The organism is Microbacterium sp. NPDC090003 (assembly GCF_044748385.1).
In the GTDB taxonomy this organism is placed as follows: Bacteria; Actinomycetota; Actinomycetes; order Actinomycetales; family Microbacteriaceae; genus Microbacterium.
Genome location: NZ_JBIVFW010000002.1, coordinates 512304 through 530225, shown reverse-complemented (window position 1 = coordinate 530225; position 17922 = coordinate 512304). Strand labels below are relative to the sequence as shown.

The 17922-nt window shown below is 68.2% G+C and carries 22 protein-coding genes; 4 read left to right on the top strand and 18 right to left on the bottom strand.

Features of this window, described 5'->3' with window-relative positions; genetic code table 11:
- Nucleotides 1–13 precede the first annotated feature (13 nt).
- The 8 genes from ACIPVN_RS15500 to ACIPVN_RS15465 form a co-directional block, all read right to left on the bottom strand.
- Nucleotides 14–934 (bottom strand): amino acid ABC transporter permease, encoded by a 921-nt coding sequence (locus ACIPVN_RS15500; RefSeq protein ID WP_400444648.1) that lies wholly within the window; start codon nucleotides 932–934, stop codon nucleotides 14–16.
- Nucleotides 931–1578, bottom strand: a complete 648-nt coding sequence (locus tag ACIPVN_RS15495; protein ID WP_400444645.1) for an amino acid ABC transporter permease — start codon at nucleotides 1576–1578, stop codon at nucleotides 931–933. The genes ACIPVN_RS15500 and ACIPVN_RS15495 overlap by 4 nt, the downstream gene beginning before the upstream one ends.
- A gap of 80 nt (nucleotides 1579–1658) precedes the next feature.
- The gene (locus ACIPVN_RS15490; RefSeq protein ID WP_400444642.1) at nucleotides 1659–2576 is read right to left on the bottom strand and encodes a glutamate ABC transporter substrate-binding protein; all 918 of its coding nucleotides are present in this window, start codon (nucleotides 2574–2576) and stop codon (nucleotides 1659–1661) included.
- Between the two features lie 41 nt (nucleotides 2577–2617).
- Nucleotides 2618–3364, bottom strand: coding sequence for an amino acid ABC transporter ATP-binding protein (locus ACIPVN_RS15485; protein ID WP_400444639.1), 747 nt, complete (start codon nucleotides 3362–3364; stop codon nucleotides 2618–2620).
- A gap of 224 nt (nucleotides 3365–3588) precedes the next feature.
- Entirely contained in the window at nucleotides 3589–4551 is a 963-nt protein-coding gene (locus ACIPVN_RS15480) for a TAXI family TRAP transporter solute-binding subunit (RefSeq protein WP_400444636.1), read from the bottom strand.
- An 11-nt stretch (nucleotides 4552–4562) separates the two neighbouring features.
- Nucleotides 4563–5939 carry a sensor histidine kinase gene (locus ACIPVN_RS15475; RefSeq protein WP_400444633.1) on the bottom strand — a complete coding sequence of 459 codons (1377 nt, stop codon included), beginning with the start codon at nucleotides 5937–5939 and terminating at the stop codon, nucleotides 4563–4565.
- 3 nt (nucleotides 5940–5942) lie between these two features.
- Nucleotides 5943–6614, bottom strand: coding sequence for a response regulator transcription factor (locus ACIPVN_RS15470; RefSeq protein WP_400444630.1), 672 nt, complete (start codon nucleotides 6612–6614; stop codon nucleotides 5943–5945).
- 52 nt (nucleotides 6615–6666) lie between these two features.
- Nucleotides 6667–7479 carry a TrmH family RNA methyltransferase gene (locus ACIPVN_RS15465; protein WP_400444624.1) on the bottom strand — a complete coding sequence of 271 codons (813 nt, stop codon included), beginning with the start codon at nucleotides 7477–7479 and terminating at the stop codon, nucleotides 6667–6669.
- A gap of 81 nt (nucleotides 7480–7560) precedes the next feature.
- On the opposite strand from ACIPVN_RS15465, the gene ACIPVN_RS15460 reads away from it, so the two are divergent.
- Complete coding sequence (locus ACIPVN_RS15460; RefSeq protein ID WP_400444617.1) at nucleotides 7561–8016, top strand: DUF2809 domain-containing protein; 456 nt, start codon at nucleotides 7561–7563, stop codon at nucleotides 8014–8016.
- A gap of 12 nt (nucleotides 8017–8028) precedes the next feature.
- Here the strand turns inward: ACIPVN_RS15460 and rplT are convergent, their stop codons facing one another.
- From rplT to infC, 3 genes are all read right to left on the bottom strand, one after another.
- The gene (gene rplT / locus ACIPVN_RS15455; RefSeq protein WP_045252681.1) at nucleotides 8029–8415 is read right to left on the bottom strand and encodes a 50S ribosomal protein L20; all 387 of its coding nucleotides are present in this window, start codon (nucleotides 8413–8415) and stop codon (nucleotides 8029–8031) included.
- 31 nt (nucleotides 8416–8446) lie between these two features.
- Nucleotides 8447–8641, bottom strand: coding sequence for a 50S ribosomal protein L35 (gene rpmI / locus ACIPVN_RS15450; protein ID WP_247625340.1), 195 nt, complete (start codon nucleotides 8639–8641; stop codon nucleotides 8447–8449).
- A gap of 73 nt (nucleotides 8642–8714) precedes the next feature.
- The gene (gene infC / locus ACIPVN_RS15445; protein WP_400444720.1) at nucleotides 8715–9359 is read right to left on the bottom strand and encodes a translation initiation factor IF-3; all 645 of its coding nucleotides are present in this window, start codon (nucleotides 9357–9359) and stop codon (nucleotides 8715–8717) included.
- 231 nt (nucleotides 9360–9590) lie between these two features.
- On the opposite strand from infC, the gene ACIPVN_RS15440 reads away from it, so the two are divergent.
- Nucleotides 9591–9989 carry a DUF1844 domain-containing protein gene (locus ACIPVN_RS15440; RefSeq protein ID WP_247956537.1) on the top strand — a complete coding sequence of 133 codons (399 nt, stop codon included), beginning with the start codon at nucleotides 9591–9593 and terminating at the stop codon, nucleotides 9987–9989.
- Nucleotides 9990–10021: 32 nt separating this feature from the next.
- Here the strand turns inward: ACIPVN_RS15440 and ACIPVN_RS15435 are convergent, their stop codons facing one another.
- The 6 genes from ACIPVN_RS15435 to ACIPVN_RS15410 all read right to left on the bottom strand — a co-directional run bounded on the left by ACIPVN_RS15435 (nucleotide 10022) and on the right by ACIPVN_RS15410 (nucleotide 14454).
- On the bottom strand, nucleotides 10022–10849 hold the full coding sequence (locus ACIPVN_RS15435; RefSeq protein ID WP_400444613.1) for an SseB family protein: 828 nt from the start codon (nucleotides 10847–10849) through the stop codon (nucleotides 10022–10024).
- The gene (priA, locus tag ACIPVN_RS15430; protein WP_400444610.1) at nucleotides 10833–11579 is read right to left on the bottom strand and encodes a bifunctional 1-(5-phosphoribosyl)-5-((5-phosphoribosylamino)methylideneamino)imidazole-4-carboxamide isomerase/phosphoribosylanthranilate isomerase PriA; all 747 of its coding nucleotides are present in this window, start codon (nucleotides 11577–11579) and stop codon (nucleotides 10833–10835) included. Before priA ends, ACIPVN_RS15435 begins: the two co-directional genes overlap by 17 nt.
- Nucleotides 11580–11681: 102 nt before the next feature.
- Nucleotides 11682–12317, bottom strand: coding sequence for an imidazole glycerol phosphate synthase subunit HisH (gene hisH / locus ACIPVN_RS15425; RefSeq protein WP_400444607.1), 636 nt, complete (start codon nucleotides 12315–12317; stop codon nucleotides 11682–11684).
- Nucleotides 12314–12931 (bottom strand): imidazoleglycerol-phosphate dehydratase HisB, encoded by a 618-nt coding sequence (hisB, locus tag ACIPVN_RS15420; protein ID WP_400444604.1) that lies wholly within the window; start codon nucleotides 12929–12931, stop codon nucleotides 12314–12316. Before hisB ends, hisH begins: the two co-directional genes overlap by 4 nt.
- On the bottom strand, nucleotides 12928–14013 hold the full coding sequence (locus ACIPVN_RS15415) for a histidinol-phosphate transaminase (RefSeq protein ID WP_400444602.1): 1086 nt from the start codon (nucleotides 14011–14013) through the stop codon (nucleotides 12928–12930). Before ACIPVN_RS15415 ends, hisB begins: the two co-directional genes overlap by 4 nt.
- A gap of 78 nt (nucleotides 14014–14091) precedes the next feature.
- Nucleotides 14092–14454 carry a LysM peptidoglycan-binding domain-containing protein gene (locus ACIPVN_RS15410; RefSeq protein WP_400444599.1) on the bottom strand — a complete coding sequence of 121 codons (363 nt, stop codon included), beginning with the start codon at nucleotides 14452–14454 and terminating at the stop codon, nucleotides 14092–14094.
- Nucleotides 14455–14763: 309 nt separating this feature from the next.
- Between ACIPVN_RS15410 and lexA the strand changes: the two genes are divergently transcribed.
- Nucleotides 14764–15450 (top strand): transcriptional repressor LexA, encoded by a 687-nt coding sequence (gene lexA / locus ACIPVN_RS15405; protein ID WP_247625332.1) that lies wholly within the window; start codon nucleotides 14764–14766, stop codon nucleotides 15448–15450.
- A 47-nt stretch (nucleotides 15451–15497) separates the two neighbouring features.
- Nucleotides 15498–17357 carry a S9 family peptidase gene (locus ACIPVN_RS15400; protein WP_400444596.1) on the top strand — a complete coding sequence of 620 codons (1860 nt, stop codon included), beginning with the start codon at nucleotides 15498–15500 and terminating at the stop codon, nucleotides 17355–17357.
- Between the two features lie 7 nt (nucleotides 17358–17364).
- On the opposite strand, the gene smpB is transcribed toward ACIPVN_RS15400, so the two are convergent.
- Nucleotides 17365–17841, bottom strand: a complete 477-nt coding sequence (gene smpB, locus ACIPVN_RS15395) for an SsrA-binding protein SmpB (protein ID WP_247956542.1) — start codon at nucleotides 17839–17841, stop codon at nucleotides 17365–17367.
- Between the last annotated feature and the right edge of the window lie 81 nt (nucleotides 17842–17922).

Sequence of the window (17922 nt, the reverse complement as noted above, 5' to 3'; positions counted from 1 at the left end):
ATCCCGCCGACCGTCACGCCCCGGGGGTTGCGCTTCGCCCGGTGTCCGTCCCGCCGCGCTGCAGCGTGATCAGCTCGGTGTTGGTCTCCCCCGCATGCTGACGCGGATCCGGAGCCGCGTCTCCGGCCCGGGGCGAACGCTTCGTGCGGCGCTGCAGGCGGAACGCGATGTACGAGAGCACCAGGCAGACGGCGACGTACATGGAGCCGCCGACGATCGCCGCGGGGATGAGCGGAGAGCCGTAGGGTGCCTGGTTGCCGATCTGGTTGATGACGTACAGCAGCTCCTGGTAGGTGATGATGAAGCCGAGAGCCGTGTCCTTCAGGGCGACGACGAGCTGCGCGATGATCACGGGCATCATGGCGCGAACGGCCTGCGGCAGGAGGATGAACCACATCACCCCGCTCTTGCGGAGTCCGATCGCGTACCCGGCTTCGGCCTGCCCCCGCGGGAGCGATTCGACACCGGCGCGCAACACCTCGGCGAGCACCGACCCGTTATAGACGATGAGCGCGATCACGACCGCGAAGTACGGCGACATCTTGACGCCGACGACGGGAAGCCCGTAGTACAGCAGCATCATGAGGACGAGCACCGGGACGGCGCGCAGCACCTCGATGATCCACCGGACCGGTTCCCGGACCCAGGCGTGCTCGGACAGACGTCCGATACCCAGCACGAAACCGAGCACGAGCGAGCCGATACCGGCGGCGGCGAAGGCGGCGAGGGTGCTGAGCAGACCCTCGCCGAAGCGTACCCAGACCGCGGAGAAGGTGAAGATGTTCCACTTCTCCGCCGTGAACTGACCGGTGGCGAACAGCCGCCACACGACCCAACCGAGCACGGCGAGCACCACGAGCACGGTCGCGACTCCGATGAGCCTGTTGCGGGCTATGGCGCGGGGACCGGGGACGTCGAAAAGAACGGAACTCATCGCGAGATCCTCCACTTGTTCTCGAGTACTCGCTGGACCCACGCGAGCAGCAGCACCAGCACGACGAAGATGACCATCACCCACAGCAGCACGACCAGGGCGCTCTCTCCGCGCTCACTGAGCGCGGCGCGGATCGTGCCCAGATTCACGACGGAGAAGCCGGCCGCGACCGTCGTGTTCTTCATGAGGGCGATGAGCACGCTCATCATCGGAGGGACGACGGATCGGGTCGCCTGCGGCAGGATGACGTAGCGCATGACCTGACCGAAGTTCAGGCCGATCGCCCGAGCGGCCTCGGCCTGGCCGACCGGCACCGTGTTGATTCCGGCGCGCAGCGCCTCTGCGACGTAGGTGGCCGTGTAGATGCCGAGGGCGATCACGGCGAGCAGGAGGGAGTTGACCCGTTCTCCGAGCAGGATCGGCAGGCAGAACGCGAAGAAGAACATGACCAGGGTCAGCGGGGTGTTGCGGATCCAGTTCACGTACACGCCGCCGACCGAACGCGCGATCGGGACCGGGGACACTCTGGCCGCGCCGACGATCAGTCCGAGGACGATCGCGATGAGACCTCCACCCAGGAACAGCGCGATCGTTCCCCACAGCGCTTCCCCCCAGAGGTCGAGGTGGTCGGTGATGACTCCCACTGGTGCTCCTGTCGATTCGTAGTGGCGCGACGCTCTGCCGATGAGCGGGGCGGCCGACGATGTCGGCCGCCCCGCTGCGATCAGCTGATCGGGTCGACCTCGGGCTGGGTCGCCTTGACGCCGGAGGCTCCGAGGTTGTTGTCGAAGATCTGCTCCCAGACGTCGCCGCCATCGGTCAGCTGCGTGTTGAAGTACTCCACGAGTGCCGTGTCATCCTTCGCCACACCGATGCCGTAGCGCTCCTCGCTGAACGGCTCGCCCACGACCTTGAGGTTGTCGGGGTCCTGAGCCGCGTAGCCGATGAGGATCGCCTCGTCGGTCGTGACGGCATCCACCTGGCCGTTCTTGAGGTCCTCGACGCACTTGGAGTACGTGTCGTACTCCTTGGTGGGTACGTCGGGGTAGTTCGTGTTGATGTTCTGGATCGGCGTGGAGCCCGTGGCCGAGCACACCGTGGTCGACGAGTCGAGGTCGTCGACGCTCGCGATATCGCTGTCTGCACCGACGAGGAGACCCTGACCCGTCACGAAGTACGGACCGGCGAAGGAGATCTGCTCCTTGCGCTTGTCGGTGATCGAGTACGTACCGACGTAGTAGTCGATGTCGCCGTTCACGATCGCCTGCTCGCGGTTCGCCGAGGCGATCGCCTGGAACTCGATCTTCTCGGGGTCGACCCCGAGCGATGCGGCCATCCAGCGAGCGATGTCGACGTCGAAACCGGTGCGCTCTCCCGTCACGGGGTCGAGGTAGCCGAGTCCGGGCTGGTCCTCCTTGACACCCACCTTGATCGTCCCGCTGGACGAGATCCGGTCGAACGTCGGGCTGCCGTCGAGGCTGACGTCGGACGCCACCGTCCAGGGCGTGCTGCTCGAGGCGTCGCCGCCGTCACCGCCGCCGTCGGTGCCCGTGCTCGACGGGGTGCCGCTGTTGCAGGCGGTCAGCGCGAGCAGCGCCGCCGCCGCGATTCCGATGCCTGCCAGTGTCCGTGTGCGTCGCATGTGCGTCTCCTTCGTGTGCTGTGGGTGCAGGGTCTGGTTGATCAGTGCGTGAGGAGCTTCGAGAGGAAGTCCTTCGCACGATCGCTCTTCGGGTGTGTGAAGAACTCCTCGGGCGTCGCCTCTTCGACGATCCGTCCGTCGGCCATGAAGACCACGCGGTCGGCAGCCTTCCGGGCGAAGCCCATCTCGTGGGTGACGACGATCATCGTCATGCCCTCCTGGGCGAGCTCGACCATGACGTCGAGAACCTCGTTGATCATCTCGGGGTCGAGCGCGCTGGTCGGCTCGTCGAAGAGCATGACCTTCGGATGCATCGCCAGCGCTCGCGCGATCGCGACGCGCTGCTGCTGCCCGCCGGAGAGCTGAGCCGGAAGCTTGGAAGCCTGCTGGGCGACGCCGACCCGCTCGAGCAGTTCCATCGCCTCTCGCTCGGCATCGGCCTTCTTGAGACCGCGCACCTTGATCGGACCGAGAGTGACGTTCTCGAGGATCGTGAGGTGGGCGAAGAGGTTGAAGGACTGGAAGACCATGCCGACATCGGCGCGGAGTTCGGCGAGACCGCGTCCCTCGGCGGGAAGCGCCTTGCCGTCGATGCTGATGGACCCGCTGGTGATCGTCTCGAGCCGGTTGATGGTGCGGCACAGGGTCGACTTGCCCGATCCGGACGGGCCGATCACGACGACCACCTCGCCGGCGTTCACGGTCAGGTCGATATCGGTCAGAGCCTGGAACTCGCCGTAGTGCTTCTGCACGTTGTCGACCACGACAAGGGCTTTACCGGTGGTCATCTTTTCTCCAAACTCGCCAGGTCGTCGGCAGTGCTCGATCGGGGGTCGGCCCCGGTGGGTTCAGTCTCGCGCCACCCGTCCCCAGGGGCATCCGCGTTCATCGTCGAACGGTGCGCGACCGACCTCACGATCCCAGAGCCCCCGGGCGCTGTCAGACTTCTTGAGGATTTCTTGAGGGTCGTAACAAGGGCGTTACGCGGCGGTCGCCGAGAGCCCCGGCGATCTCATCCACGCTGGTCGCGATAGAAGTCCACGGCCCCGGGGTGTAGCTCCACCGGCACGGTGAAGATCGCCTGGCGACGGCTCAGGAGTGCTGCCGCCGGCACGTCCTCCGCCATGCGCGAGCGCGCGTCGAAGAGCACCGTCAGCACGTCTCTCACGACCGCGCCCGGGGTCGCGGAGGCGACGATCAGATAGTTCGGAACAGCCATCGTCGGCACCGATCGCGCGATCCCGTAGGCGCCCGCGGGGAAGTCCGACGAACGGTAGGCGTCGGAGTACCGTTCGTTCACGGCATTGACCCAGTCCTGCTCGATCGGCAGCAGTCGCAGGGGCAGGGAACCCGAGAGGTTCTCGATGCCGGGCGTCGGCAGTCCCCCGACCCAGAAGAACCCGTCGATCTCGCCGCTCTGGAGCGCGGCGATCGACTCGCGCAGATCGAGCTGCGGATTACTCACCGACGCGTCGTCCACCCGGGCGGCAGCGAGGATGCGCGTGGCGATGACGTTGACGCCCGATCCGACGGCGCCCAGCGACACCGTCCTGCCGGCGAGTTCGGCGATGCCGTCGATGTCGGAGTCCGCCCGCACGACGACGTGCACATATTCGTCGTACAGGCGCGCCACCGCCTGGATCGGGAGGGGAGCGTCGAACGCGCCGCGACCGGCCACGGCATCCGCAGCTGCATCGCCCTGCGCGAATCCGAGCAGCGCCTCGCCGGACGCGACCCTGCGCAGGTTGTCGACGGAGCCATCGGTCTCGGTCACTTCCGCCGATACGCCGAGCGCGGTCGAGAGTTCCTCGGCGAGGTGCCCGCCGTAGTCGAAGTAGACGCCCGTCGTCCCTCCGCCGGCGATCACGGCCGTGTCCGTCGGCCACTCGCCCGCGCGCGGGCTGCAGCCGCTCGCGCCGAGGGCGACGACGGCGGCGCAGATCACGACAGCGATACGGCGCGCGATCCTGGGCATCCGATCCCGGATCATTCGATTCCCCCGTTCGCGAGCACGAGCGAGACCAGGAGACCTCCGTCGTCCGGCGATGACACGACCAGTTCGCCGCCGATCGATGCGAGCAGGTCGGTGGCGATCGCCAGCCCGAGTCCCGTGCCCGGGGTGTCGTCGCTGTCGGCGCTGCGCCAGAATCTGTCGGTGGCGTACTCCACCTGATCCCCGGCGAGCCCCGGCCCGTGATCGCGTACGGTCAATCGACAGCGTTCGCCGTCGCGTTCCACCCCCAGCTCGATCACCGAGTCGGCGGGCGAGAACTTCACGGCATTGTCGATGACCGCATCGAGTGCGCTCTCGACGATCGTGCGATCGGTCACGCACATGACGATCCCCTGCCCCGTGCGTCGGAAGCCGATGCCGCGGGGCCCCGCCACCTCGCGCCAGGCATCGCTGCGACGCTCGACGAGCGTGGTGAGGTCGACCGCCGAGAACATCGAATCGGCGCGACCGCTGCGGGCCAGGTTCAACATGGTCTCGAGGATCCGCGTCATCCGGCGCCCTTCCTCGCGCGTCTCCGCGATGTCGTCCTTCCAGTCGTCGTCGAGCCCCGTCGCCAGATGCTCGACACGCAGCAGCAGGGCGTTGAGAGGATTGCGCAGTTCGTGCGAGGCGTTCAACGCGAACTCCTGCTGGCGGGCGAGGCTGCGCTCGATCTCTTCTGCCATGCCGTTGAAGACCCGCGTCATCCGCCTCAGTTCAGGGGGCCCGGTGTCCTCCGCGACGCGCGCATCCATCTCGCCGTGCTCGATCGCCACCATCGCATCGTCGAGGCGCCGCACGGGCGAGAGCACCCAACGGGCGAGTTGGAACACCAGGAGAACGCCCAAGGAGATCGAGACGAGGGCGACTCCGATCAGGATCAGCAGTTGCTGCAGGATCGCCGTGCGCGGGGCCTCCACCTCGGCCGAGATCATCACCGCGCCGATCACATCGCCGTCGTCGAACACCGGCTCGACCATCGTGGCGTCCGAGATGATCCAGGGGAAGAATGCCTCCGGCGCCTCCGCGCGGCGCCCGGAGAGCGCGAGTCGCACCTGCTCGGCTTCCTCCTCGGAGAGCACCCCCGGCTCCGACTCGCTCGCCGCCCAGACGGACCCGGTGAGGTCGTAGACGGCGACCTCGATGCCGTAGACCTGCTCGAACCTGCGCGCCTCACCCTCGAACACCCCGGCCGCATCCGAGCGGAGCGCCTGCCGTGCTGTCGTGGCGAAGTAGCCGAGATCGCCGATCTGCTCGGTGTAGACGGCCTGCTGGATGCTGCGCGCGGCGCTCCATCCCGTCGCGCCGCCGAGGGAGAGGAGGATCGCGACCAGGGGCACCAGGAAGACGATCACGAGCCGCTTGCGCACCGGCTACGACCCCACGAGCCGGTAGCCGACGCCACGCACCGTCTCGATGACCCGGCGCGAGCCCGTCTTCTTGCGGATCGCTCCGACGTGCACTTCGAGCGAGTGTCCGAAGCCGCGCCAATCGGTGTTCCACACCTCGCGGATGAGTCGATCCTTCGGCACCGCGACTCCGGGATAGCGCGCGAGCACCGCGACGATGTCGAACTCCTTCGGCGTGAGATCGACCGCCTGGTCGTCGACCCGGAGCTGCCGCGCCACGAGATCGATCGCGACCGCACCGCCGTGTATCGTGACCACGCCGTCCGACTCGGGGCGCACCGCTCGCGACCGCCGTGTCACCGCCTCGATCCGGGCGAGGAGCTCGTGCACGTCGTACGGCTTCACCACGAAGTCGTCGGCGCCGGCACGCAGCCCCTTGATGCGCTCGGTGACCTGACTGCGCGCCGTCACGACGACGATCGGCACGTCGGAGCGGCCACGGATACGGCGGCACAGATCGATCCCGTCGACGTCGGGCAGACCGAGATCGAGGAGGACGACCTCGGTGTCCGCGCCCAGGAGATCCATCGCCGCGGCACCGTCGGATGCTCTCACGGTCGCATACCCCGAGCGGGCGAGGAAGGCGTCGAGCGCGGCGGCGACGCGATCATCGTCTTCCACGATCAGTATCCGCATGCGCTCCCCTCCTCTCCCCGTCGGCGGCGACGGACGGGCAGGAGCAAAAGTATCAGCCGACCGTCACGGCGCGCTGCGCGAACGCGCTCTCGTACAGGCAGACGCTCGCAGCGGTCGCAAGGTTCAGCGACTCCGCCTTCCCGAAGATCGGGAGGCGCAGAACACGGTCGGCCAGCTCCAGAGCGTCGTCCTCCAGTCCTCGTGCCTCGTTTCCGAACAGCCACGCGGTCGGTTCGGCGAGCACACCCTCGGCACGCGCGGAGAGCAGGTCGTCACCCTTCACATCCGCGGCGAGGATACGCAAGCCGGCTTCGTGTGCGCGGGCGACGACATCGTCGAGTTCCCCGCCGACGGAGACCGGGAGATGGAACAGCGATCCGGTCGTCGCGCGCACGACCTTGGGGTTGTACGGATCGACCGTGCGTCCGGTGAGGACGACGGCGTCCGCTCCCGCTGCGTCCGCCGCACGGATGATCGTCCCGAGGTTGCCGGGATCGCGCACCTCCTGGCAGATCGCGACCAGACGGGGGGATGCCGCGAAGACGTCGCGCACAGACGTCGGCGTCTGTCGGACGACGGCGACGAGCCCCTGCGGGGTGACCGTGTCGGCCATCGCGTTCAGGACGTACTCGGTGACGTGCTCGACATCGATGCCGGCATCCGCGGCCTGCGCCCGGATGTCGGGATGCCTCTCCCACCCGGTCGGGGTGGCGAAGAGTTCGACGATCGCCTCGGGACGGTAGGTCAGCGCCTCTCGGACGGCTTGCGGCCCTTCGAGGAGGAAAAGCCCGGTCTCGGTGCGTGCGCTGCGCTTCGTCAGCTTCGCGACGGCTCGGACTCGGGGGGAGCGGGGGTTCTCCAGCACCATCTCAGTCTAGAGAACACCTCCCCCGCGCCGAGCCATTGAGGCAGGCGCAGTTACAGGTTCGATCGATAGGGTTCGCGCGTGGCCACCGACAGCGCATCATCCTCGCGGGCGAGGCGACGCCGACGGATCGGTTCCGCTGCCGCAGCCGCGTGCGTCATCGGCGTCGGCCTTCTCGTCCACGGTCTCGCCGAGGGGCCGGTGGGCGACATCGCCGGGGACGCCCTCTACGCCGTGCTGATCTACGCACTCATCACCTGCGCGCTCCCCCGTGCGCGCTCCGACGCCGTGGCGGTGGCGGCCGCCCTCGTGTGCGCGACCGTCGAGTTCTCACAGCTCACCGGCATCCCGCGCGCTCTGGCCGAGGCGTTCCCACCCGTGCACCTGGTGCTGGGTTCCGGATTCGATCCCCGGGATCTGGTCGTCTACGTCTGCGCCGTCGCGGTGACCGTCGCTATCGACGTCGGCGTGCGCTCCGCGCTGCGACCACGCCGCGAGAATGCAGAAGGCGCCCTCCCGGAGGAGAGCGCCTTCTGAAGAGATCGCTGCTTACGCAGCCGACTTCGGAGCGTTGACGTCGGAAGGCAGCGCCTTCTTGGCCGTCTCGACGAGAGTCGTGAACGTCGCCGCGTCGTTGACCGCGAGGTCGGCGAGCATACGACGGTCGACCGTCACACCCGCGAGGCCGAGGCCCTGGATGAAGCGGTTGTAGGTGATGCCGTTCTGGCGTGCCGCAGCGTTGATGCGCTGGATCCAGAGGCGACGGAAGTCACCCTTGCGCTTGCGACGGTCCCGGTACGAGTAGACCAGGGAGTGGATGACCTGCTCCTTGGCCTTCCGGTAGAGGCGCGAACGCTGGCCGCGGTAACCGGAGGCGCGCTCGAGGATGACCCGGCGCTTCTTGTGAGCGTTTACCGCCCGCTTGACTCTTGCCATTTTCCTGTATTCCTATCGTGCGTTCGGCGCGTCAGCGACCGAGAAGCTTGTTCGCGACCTTGGCGTCTGCCTTCGACAGAACCTGGTCCTGGTTGAGGCGACGGGTGCGACGGCTCGACTTGTGCTCGAGGTTGTGACGCATGCCAGCCTGCTGCTTCTTCAGCTTTCCGCTGCCGGTGATCTTGAAGCGCTTCTTCGCACCCGAATGGGTCTTCTGCTTCGGCATCTTCTCTTCCTTCGTATGGCGCCTTCTCAGGCGACGGTGTCAACCCGCGGTGCGGGAGTGTGTGGGGCGGGTGTCACTCCGCGGCGGCTTCGGCCGGAGTCTCGGCCTTCGCCTCGCGGGCAGCCTGCTTGTTGGCGGCGCGCTGTGCGTCGCGAACGGCGTTCTGCTCCTGCTTGGCCTCGGACTTGCTCTTCAGCGGAGCCACGACCATCACCATGTTGCGGCCGTCGATCGTCGGGTTCGACTCGACGGTTCCGAGCTCCGCGACGTCCTCGGCGAACTTGCGCAGCAGACGAACGCCCTGCTCGGGACGCGACTGCTCGCGGCCGCGGAACAGGATCATGGCCTTGACCTTGTCGCCGGCCTTCAGGAAGCCCTCGGCACGCTTGAGCTTGGTCGTGTAGTCGTGCGCCTCGATCTTCAGGCGGAAGCGAACCTCCTTGAGAACGGTGTTCGCCTGGTTGCGGCGAGCCTCCTTCTCCTTCTGGGCGGCTTCGTACTTGAACTTGCCGTAGTCCATGATCTTGACCACGGGGGGCTTCGAGTTGGGTGCGACCTCGACGAGGTCGAGGTCGGCTTCCTGCGCAAGGCGCAGCGCCGCCTCGATGCGGACGACGCCGATCTGCTCACCCGCGGGGCCGACGAGGCGGACCTCGGGGACGCGGATGCGCTCATTGGTGCGGGGATCGCTGATGCGGAACTCCTTAGACGATGGGATTCGGCCACCGGGATGCTGTCAGCATTCCGGGCGAAATCAGAATCGTCCCCCACCCACCGGCCTTCAGACGCCGGCTTCGCACCCTGACGACCGTCCCGCTCTGTGAGCGGATCCGGTGGAGTGCAAGACCCGGTAGCCTGGAACGGCAAGCGCGGGTGGGAAGTGAATCCTCTTTCGTGCCGGAGCATGACGCTCCGGAGCCCGACAAAGTCTAACAGAAGGCAAGGCGAAGTGACGAACCAGGCATCCAACGAGGCTGACCGCGAGCGCGAAGAGCGCTGGGCACGGCAGGAGGAGGCCGCGTCGTCCGCGACGCGCGACATCGCCGACGTCCCCGCCGTCGAGGTCATCACGACCGCCGCCGTGCACCTCATGAGCGCGGCCGCCGTCAAGCTCGGTCTCGCCGACGACCCGAACGCGCAGGACCAGCTCGACCTCGACGAGGCGCGCAAGCTCATCAACTCCCTCGCGGGGCTCATCACCGCCGGCGCCCCGGAGATCAGCGACATGCACGCGCGCTCTCTGCGCGACGGATTGCGCTCGCTCCAGCTCGCCTTCCGGGAGGCGTCCGTCATCCCCGACCCGATCGGCAAAGGGCCGGGCGAGAAGTGGACCGGCCCGGTCAACTAGGCTCTCCGAGGCGAGCGCAGCGACGCCGCGGGTCAGGCGCTGCGGCGGAGCTTCACGGTGAGAGAGTCCGCGAGCACCGCGATGCGGTCATCGGACGCCCACCGCTGAGCGAGGCGGGCCAGCACCGCGTCGAGGACCTCGCGCTCGAGACCGTCGACGAGTTCGAGGATCACGATCAACTCGGGACCCCGCAGACGCGCATCCGGGTCGCCCGCCGCCACGGCCACGTCGATCACCGCGAGCTCCTGCGCGATGCTCGCCTGCAGGGCGGCGAAGACCTCGGGCGAGAGGAAGCTCGGTTCCCACGCCTGATCCTGCGCGATCGCCCACACCGCGGGGCGGCGGATCACGAACTCGGTCTCCGACGTCGGGTCGAGCACGATCAGGTCGGTGTCGTCGGCGGATGCCGCGAGAGCCGCGCGAACAGCCTCGACGGGGATGGGTCGCGCCGACGCATCCCATCGCCGCATCGCGTCCACCGAGGAGAACACGGGCTGCACGCGGCGCCCGTCCGGGGCCGCGACCGTGACGATCGAGAGCTCCTGCGTCTTGTCGACGGCGAGACCACTCGGGGCCACGCCCTCCTCCCCTTTCTCGGCCACGAGCGGGATGAGCACACGAGAATGGCGGAAGGCGTCCACGACCTCCGTCTGGCTGCCGGCGCCCGCACGGAAGCTCAGCAACGCGGCGAGCAGAGCGGGGTCGGCGGAGCCGTCGTCGGCGGCGTGCTGGTTCGCCTCGAAGCTGCGCCCCTCCCAGGGAACGCCCGCGGAGTCGCCACGGTTGACCGGACCTTCGTCGTCATGGGAACCGTAACCGTGCGGGCCGTGACCGCACGAGTCGTCAGTCGCCGGCGACATCCAGCGCCTCAGCCAGGGTGAACGCCCCGGCGTACAGGGCCTTGCCGACGATGGCACCCTCGACTCCGAGCGGCACCAACTCGCGCAGCGCGGCGATGTCGTCGAGGCTCGAGATACCGCCCGAGGCGACGACGGGCTTGGGCGTGCGCGCGGTGACCTCGCGCAGGAGTTCCAGGTTCGGCCCGCGGAGCGTGCCGTCCTTGGTCACGTCGGTGAGCACGTAACGGCTGCAGCCCGCGTCTTCCAGGCGGTCGAGCACCTCCCAGAGGTCGCCGCCCTCCTTCGTCCACCCACGCGCAGCGAGGGTGGTACCGCGGACGTCCAGACCGACGGCGATCGCTTCGCCGTAACGGCCGATCACATCGGCCGCCCACTCCGGGTTCTCCAGCGCGGCCGTCCCGAGATTGATCCGGGTCGCCCCGCTCTCGAGAGCGGCCTCGAGGGTCGCGTCGTCGCGGATCCCGCCCGAGAGCTCGACGTTGACGCCGCGGTACTGCTTGATGACCTTGCGCAGGATCGGCGCGTTGCTCCCCCGGCCGAACGCCGCATCGAGGTCGACGAGGTGGATCCACTGAGCGCCCTGCGAGACCCACTCGCCGGCGGCATCCAACGGGTCGCCGTAGCTCGTCTCCGTGCCGGCCTCGCCCTGCGTGAGGCGAACCGCCTTGCCACCGGCGACATCGACCGCGGGGAGCAGCGTGAGAGAGGGAGACTGTGCGAAGTCGTTCATGACGTCCTTGGTGTGGGGGCTCGGCGCCCGCTGCGGGCACGAGATTCGAGGGTACTCTGCGGTCGCGCGGGCCTCAAAATGCGTGACGCCGGGCGGCGTCTCTCAGAGACTCCGGGTCCAGTTGCGCAGCAGGCGGATGCCCGCGTCCCCCGACTTCTCGGGGTGGAACTGCGTCGCGGTGAGCGGGCCGTTCTCGACCGCGGCCAGAAACGGATCGCCGTACGTCGTCCACGTGAGAACGGGCTGCGGGAACGGCGGGATGACGTCGAGCTCCCAGGTCTGTGCCGCGTACGAGTGCACGAAGTAGAAGCGTTCGTCCTCGATGCCGTCGAACAGGACGCTGTCGGGCCCCGGGGACACCGTGTTCCAGCCCATGTGCGGGAGGACCGAGGCGTTGAGCTCGGTGACTGCCCCCGGCCACTCCCCCAGTCCCTCGGTGTTCTGCCCGCGTTCGACGCCGCGTTCGAAGAGCACCTGCATCCCGACGCAGATCCCCATGACCGGGCGTCCACCCGCGAGCCGGCGATCGATGATGTCGTCTCCCCCGTGCGCCCGCAGCGCGTCTCGGACCGCGGCGAACGCGCCGACACCGGGCACGAGCAGCCCATCGGCTTCGAGTGCCTCGGTGCGATCGCGGGTGAGAACGGTATCCGCTCCCGCGGCGACCAGCGCCTTCACCGCCGAGTGCACGTTGCCGGACTCGTAGTCGAAGACGGCGACCCGAGGTGTGCGGGTCACAGTGCACCCTTGGTCGACGGGATGCCGTCGACCAGCGGGTCGAGCGCCTTGGCCTCGCGGAAGGCGCGCGCGAAGGCCTTGTACTCCGCCTCGGCGATGTGGTGCGGGTCGCGGCCGCCCAGCACGCGCACGTGCACGGTGAGCGCGGCGTTGAACGCGATCGCCTCGAAGGTGTGACGCACGAGCGAGCCCGTGAAGTGGCCACCGATGAGGTGCTGTTCGAAGCCCGCGGGTTCCCCCTCGTGCACGAGGTACGGGCGACCCGAGATGTCGACGACAGCCTGGGCCAGCGCCTCGTCGAGGGGCACGAGTGCGTCGCCGTAGCGAGAGATGCCCGCCTTGTCGCCGAGCGCCTCGCCGATCGCCTGGCCGAGCACGATCGAGATGTCCTCCACGGTGTGGTGCGCATCGATGTGGGTGTCGCCCGACGCCCGCACCGTCAGATCGGTGAGCGAGTGCTTGGCGAAGGCGGTGAGCATGTGGTCGAAGAACGGCACGGAGGTGTCGATGCGGCTGGCGCCGGTGCCGTCGAGGTTCAGCTCGAGCTCGACGGTGGACTCCGACGTGCTGCGCACGCGACGCGCGACGCGCGGGGTCGGGGTGGAGGTGCTCATGATGCCGATTCTATCGAGGCGAGCGCATCCAGGAACGCCGTGGTCTCCGCCTCGGTGCCCGCGGTGACGCGCAGGTGGCCGGGGATCCCGACGTCACGGATCAGCACGCCCTGCTCGTAGAGGCGCTGCCACGTCGCCTTCGGGTCGGCGACACCGCCGAACAGGACGAAGTTCGACCAGGACTCGTGAGGCGTGTATCCGAGCGCCTCGAGCGTCGCCGTGATCCGATCGCGTTGCGCGACGATCTCCTCGACCATGCCCAGCATGACGTCGGAGTTGCGGAGCGCCGCGACCGCCGCCGCCTGGGTGAGCGCGCTCAGGTGGTACGGCAGCCGAACGAGACGCAGAGCGTCGATGAACGCGGGATCGGCGGCCAGGTATCCCACTCGCGCTCCGGCGAAGGCAAAGGCCTTGCTCATCGTGCGCGACACCGCGAGCCGCGGGCGCCCCTCCAGCAGCGTGAGCGCCGAAGGTGCGTCGTGCGGAGCGAACTCCTGATAGGCCTCGTCGACGACGACCACACCGCGAGTGGCGGCATACACCGCTTCAACGACATCGAGTCCGAGCGGCGTACCCGTGGGATTGTTCGGAGAGCACAGAAGAACGACATCGGGATCGGCCTGCTCGATCTGAGCGACCGCCTCTTCCGGGGTGATCGTGTAGTCGGGCTGGCGCTCCCCCGCCATCCAGCGCGCGCCTGTCCCCTGAGTCAGCAGCGGGTACATCGAGTACGTCGGCGCGAAGCCGAACACCGTCCGCCCTGGCCCCGCGAAGGCCTGGAGGATGTGCTGGAGAACCTCGTTTGACCCGTTGCCTGCCCAGATCTGCGCGGCGTCGAGGCCGTGACCCAGGTACTGTGCGAAGCCTTCGCGGAGAGCGGTGAACTCGCGGTCGGGGTAACGATTCACGTCACGGAGCGCGACCGCGATGTCGTCGAGGATGTCGCTCGCCACCGCATCCGGCACGGGATGCGTGTTCTCGTTGACGTTCAGAGCGATCGGAAGCGGCGCCTGAGGGGCCCCATACGGGGTGAGCCCTCGGAGATCGTCGCGGAGAGGGAGATCATCGAGCGAAGAAGTCACCACTCCATGCTAGGCGGCACAGCCGGGCGCGCTCTTCGCGTTACCGCCTTTCGCGATCCGGACGACCGTCCGGACGAATCAGCTCGCGTACTCCGCCGGGATCGACAGCTCCTGGCCGATCTGCAGCACGCCGCCCTGCAGCATGTTGAGACGGGTGATCTCGCCGATCACCTCTCGCGGGTCGGACTCGGGCGAGACCTCGGCCGCGATCGACCACAGCGTGTCTCCGGGCATCACGGTGACCGTCTCGAACGTCACCGTGCCGGCGCCTTCTCCGGTCGCCAGCGCGCTACCGCCGCTGAGTGCGGCGAAGGCGATGCCGAACGCGAGAGGAAGCGCGGCCAGGGCGAGCAGGACACGACGACCGCGCGCCGTCAGCCGGAGACGCGTCGACGGGTGAACCGGACGGACGGCTACGGTGCTGAAGGTGATGCTGCTCATGTCGTTCTCCTCTGCCTTGCTCCGGCGAACCGGAGGTCTGTCATCACCCGCGAGCGATGACCACGTTGGCGTAGCGTTCGCATCCGCCTCTCGGCCGGGAGAGGCGAGTGCGAAGCTACGTTCCGAAGGTATCTTCGAATTCGAATATCTGTCAAGCTTTCTTCGAAATCGCATTCGCGATTTCGCCGACACGCTCGAACAGATCTTCCACATCCGCGCTTTTCTCGGATACGGTTTCGATATCAACACCGAACCACGGGCCTCCGACATTCGACGAAGGACGCCGGAATCGCGCACCGAAGGAGCATCATGAGCGAGATCACCGCCCCCGATCCCGAGGCACCGCGCACACGTCGTCGGAAGAGCCTGAGCCCCAAGCAGATGGCCATCCTCGAGGTGATCCAGGCGTCGATCGCCCAGCAGGGGTATCCGCCCAGCATGAGGGAGATCGGCGACGCCGTGGGGCTCAAGTCGCTCTCGAGCGTGACCCACCAGCTCGGCCAGCTCGAGCTCAGTGGCTACCTGCGTCGCGATCCCGGCAAGACGCGTGCCATGGAGGTCCTGATCGATCTGCCCGGCACGAGCACCGAGAACCCCGCAGATGTCGCGACTCCCGTGGGCGACGCCGCTCTGGTGCCCCTCGTCGGCCGCATCGCCGCCGGCGTCCCGATCACGGCCGACCAGCACGTCGAGGAGATCTTCCCTCTGCCGCGACAGCTCGTCGGCAAAGGCGATCTGTTCATGCTCAAGGTCTCGGGCGAGTCCATGATCGACGCGGCGATCTGCGACGGCGACTGGGTCGTCGTCCGGTCCCAGCACACCGCCGAGAACGGTGAGATCGTCGCGGCGATGCTCGACGGCGAGGCGACGGTCAAGACCTTCCGGCGCCGCGACGGCCACACGTGGCTGCTTCCGCGCAACTCCGCGTTCGAACCGATCCTGGGCGACGAAGCCGTCGTGCTCGGAAAGGTCGTCGCTGTTCTCCGCGCGGTCTGACACGCACCCGGGCCCGTCGCGCTCCCGCCGACGCATAGGCTCGAACCATGTCGTCACCGTACGGTTCCTGGCCCTCGCCCTTCACCGCGGCATCCGTTGCCGCGGCCTCACCCCGCCTCGACGGAGCACGGTTCGTCCGTGAGGAGATCTGGTGGGCGGAGTCGGTGCCCGCCGAGGGCGGTCGGATGACGGTGCGCTCCTCGCTCGGCCACGAGGTGCTCCCTGCGCCCTGGGGCGCGCGTTCGCGCGTGCACGAGTACGGCGGCGGAGCATGGACGGCGGATGCCGATGGCACCCTCTTCTTCGTGCACGCCGACGATCAGCGCGTCTACCGGTTCCGACGCGGGACCGAGCCCGTGGCGCTCACCCCTCCGGGCCCCGCCCACGGCGGGCTACGTGTGCAGAACGGCCGTCTTCTCGCCGTGCGGGAGGACTCGAGGGAGCATCGTCGAGCGATCGTCGAGATCCCGACCGACGGGTCGGCCGGCGAGTCCGCGTCCGCCGTCATCGTGCACGTCGAGAGCGGCGCGTTCTACGCCCATCCCGCGCTCTCCCCCGACGGCACGCGGCTGGCCTGGGTCGAGTGGTCGGGCGAGCGGATGCCGTGGGACGAAGCGCATCTGCGTCTGCGCGACCTGCGCACCGGCGAGACCGGCTCCGTGTCCACGCGTGCGGCTCTGCAGCCGGAATGGCGATCCGAGAGCGAACTCGTCTTCGCCGACGACCACGACGGGCGCTGGGGAGTCCACCGGATCGCTGTCGACGGGATCGCGCCCACGACTCCGCCGGTCCCACTCGCCCCCGCCGACGCCGACACCGGCTACGGACTGTGGGTTCTCGGCAATCGTTGGTTCCAACCTCTCGATGACGGTCGTCTCGTGGCCGTGCGCACGAACGGCCGAGACGAGATCGTCGTCCTTTCCGCCGACGGCTCGGAGCGACGCGTCGAGGCGCCGTGCGATGGACACGTCAGCATCGATGACGTCGTCGGCTCGCTCGTCCTCCTCTCGGGCAACGGATCGGGTGTCACCTCCGGCGTGTGGTGCGCCGATCTCGACACGGGTGCCGTCGTCGCGGTCCGCGGGGGCGAACCCGTCGATCCCGCGTGGATGCCCTCGCCCCTCCCGCTCACCTTCGACGGCCTCCACGGTCCGGTTCACGCTTACGCGTATCCGCCCGCGAACCCGGGTGCTGCGGCATCCGCCGACGAACTCCCGCCTTACCTGGTGCTGGTGCACGGCGGCCCGACGGCCCACGTGACCGGCGCGACCTCGGCGGCACTGGCTTTCTATACGAGCCGTGGGATCGGGGTGCTCGACGTCAACTACGGCGGGTCGACGGGCTATGGACGCGCCTATCGCGAGCGACTCGACGGCCAGTGGGGTGTCGTCGACGTCGACGACGTCATCGCCGCGGCGCATGGCCTCGCGGAGTCCGGCCTTGCGGACCCGACGCGCCTCGCGATCCGCGGAGGCTCGGCCGGCGGGTGGACCGTCCTGTCCGCGCTCGTGCGAGGGGGCGCCTTCGCGGCCGGTATCTCGCGCTACGGCGTCTCCGACCTGAGGATGCTCGTGGCCGACTCCCACGATTTCGAGAAGCACTACATCGACGGCCTCGTCGGTCCGCTCCCAGCGGCCGAAGAGCTCTACATCGAGCGCTCCCCCCTGACGCACGCCGACCGGATCGGTGTTCCGGTGCTGCTGCTGCAGGGCGCCGATGACATCGTCGTCCCGCCGTCGCAGTCCGAAGCCATCCGCGAGGCACTCGCCCGACGGGGCGTCGATCACGAGTACGTGCTCTACCCCGGAGAAGGACACGGCTTCCGGCGCGCGGAGACCGTCGTCGATGCACTCGAGCGCGAACTCGCGTTCCTCGGTCGGGCATTCGGCTTCACGCCGTCGCCCTGAGCGGCGGCTATTCGCCGACGCGGTTGCGCAGTCGCATCGCGCGTTCGGCCTCGCGCGTGTCCTGACGCTCGCGGAGCGTCTGGCGCTTGTCGTACTCGCGCTTGCCCTTCGCGAGTGCGATCTCGACCTTGGCGCGACCGTCGGAGAAATACAGCTTGAGCGGGATCAGCGTGTAACCGCCCGCCGAGACCGCATGGGCGATCTTCGCGATCTCCTCGCGGTGCAGCAGCAACTTGCGGATGCGCTTGGCCGAATGGTTCGTCCAGTGCCCCTGCGAGTACTCGGGGATGTGCACGGAGTCGAGGAAGACCTCGTTGCCCTTGACGAACGCGTAACCGTCCGAGAGATTCGCGCGCCCCTGACGCAGTGACTTGACTTCGGTGCCGGTGAGCACCATCCCCGCCTCGTACGACTTCTCGATGTTGTAGTCGTGACGTGCGCGACGATTGGTCGCGATGACCTTCTCCCCGCGTTCCCTGGGCATGATGCTCTCCTGATCCGTGTCGTGCGCTCGCACAACAGCCTTTCAGCATACCTGCGTCGCGTGCCTCCGAGCCACTTCCGG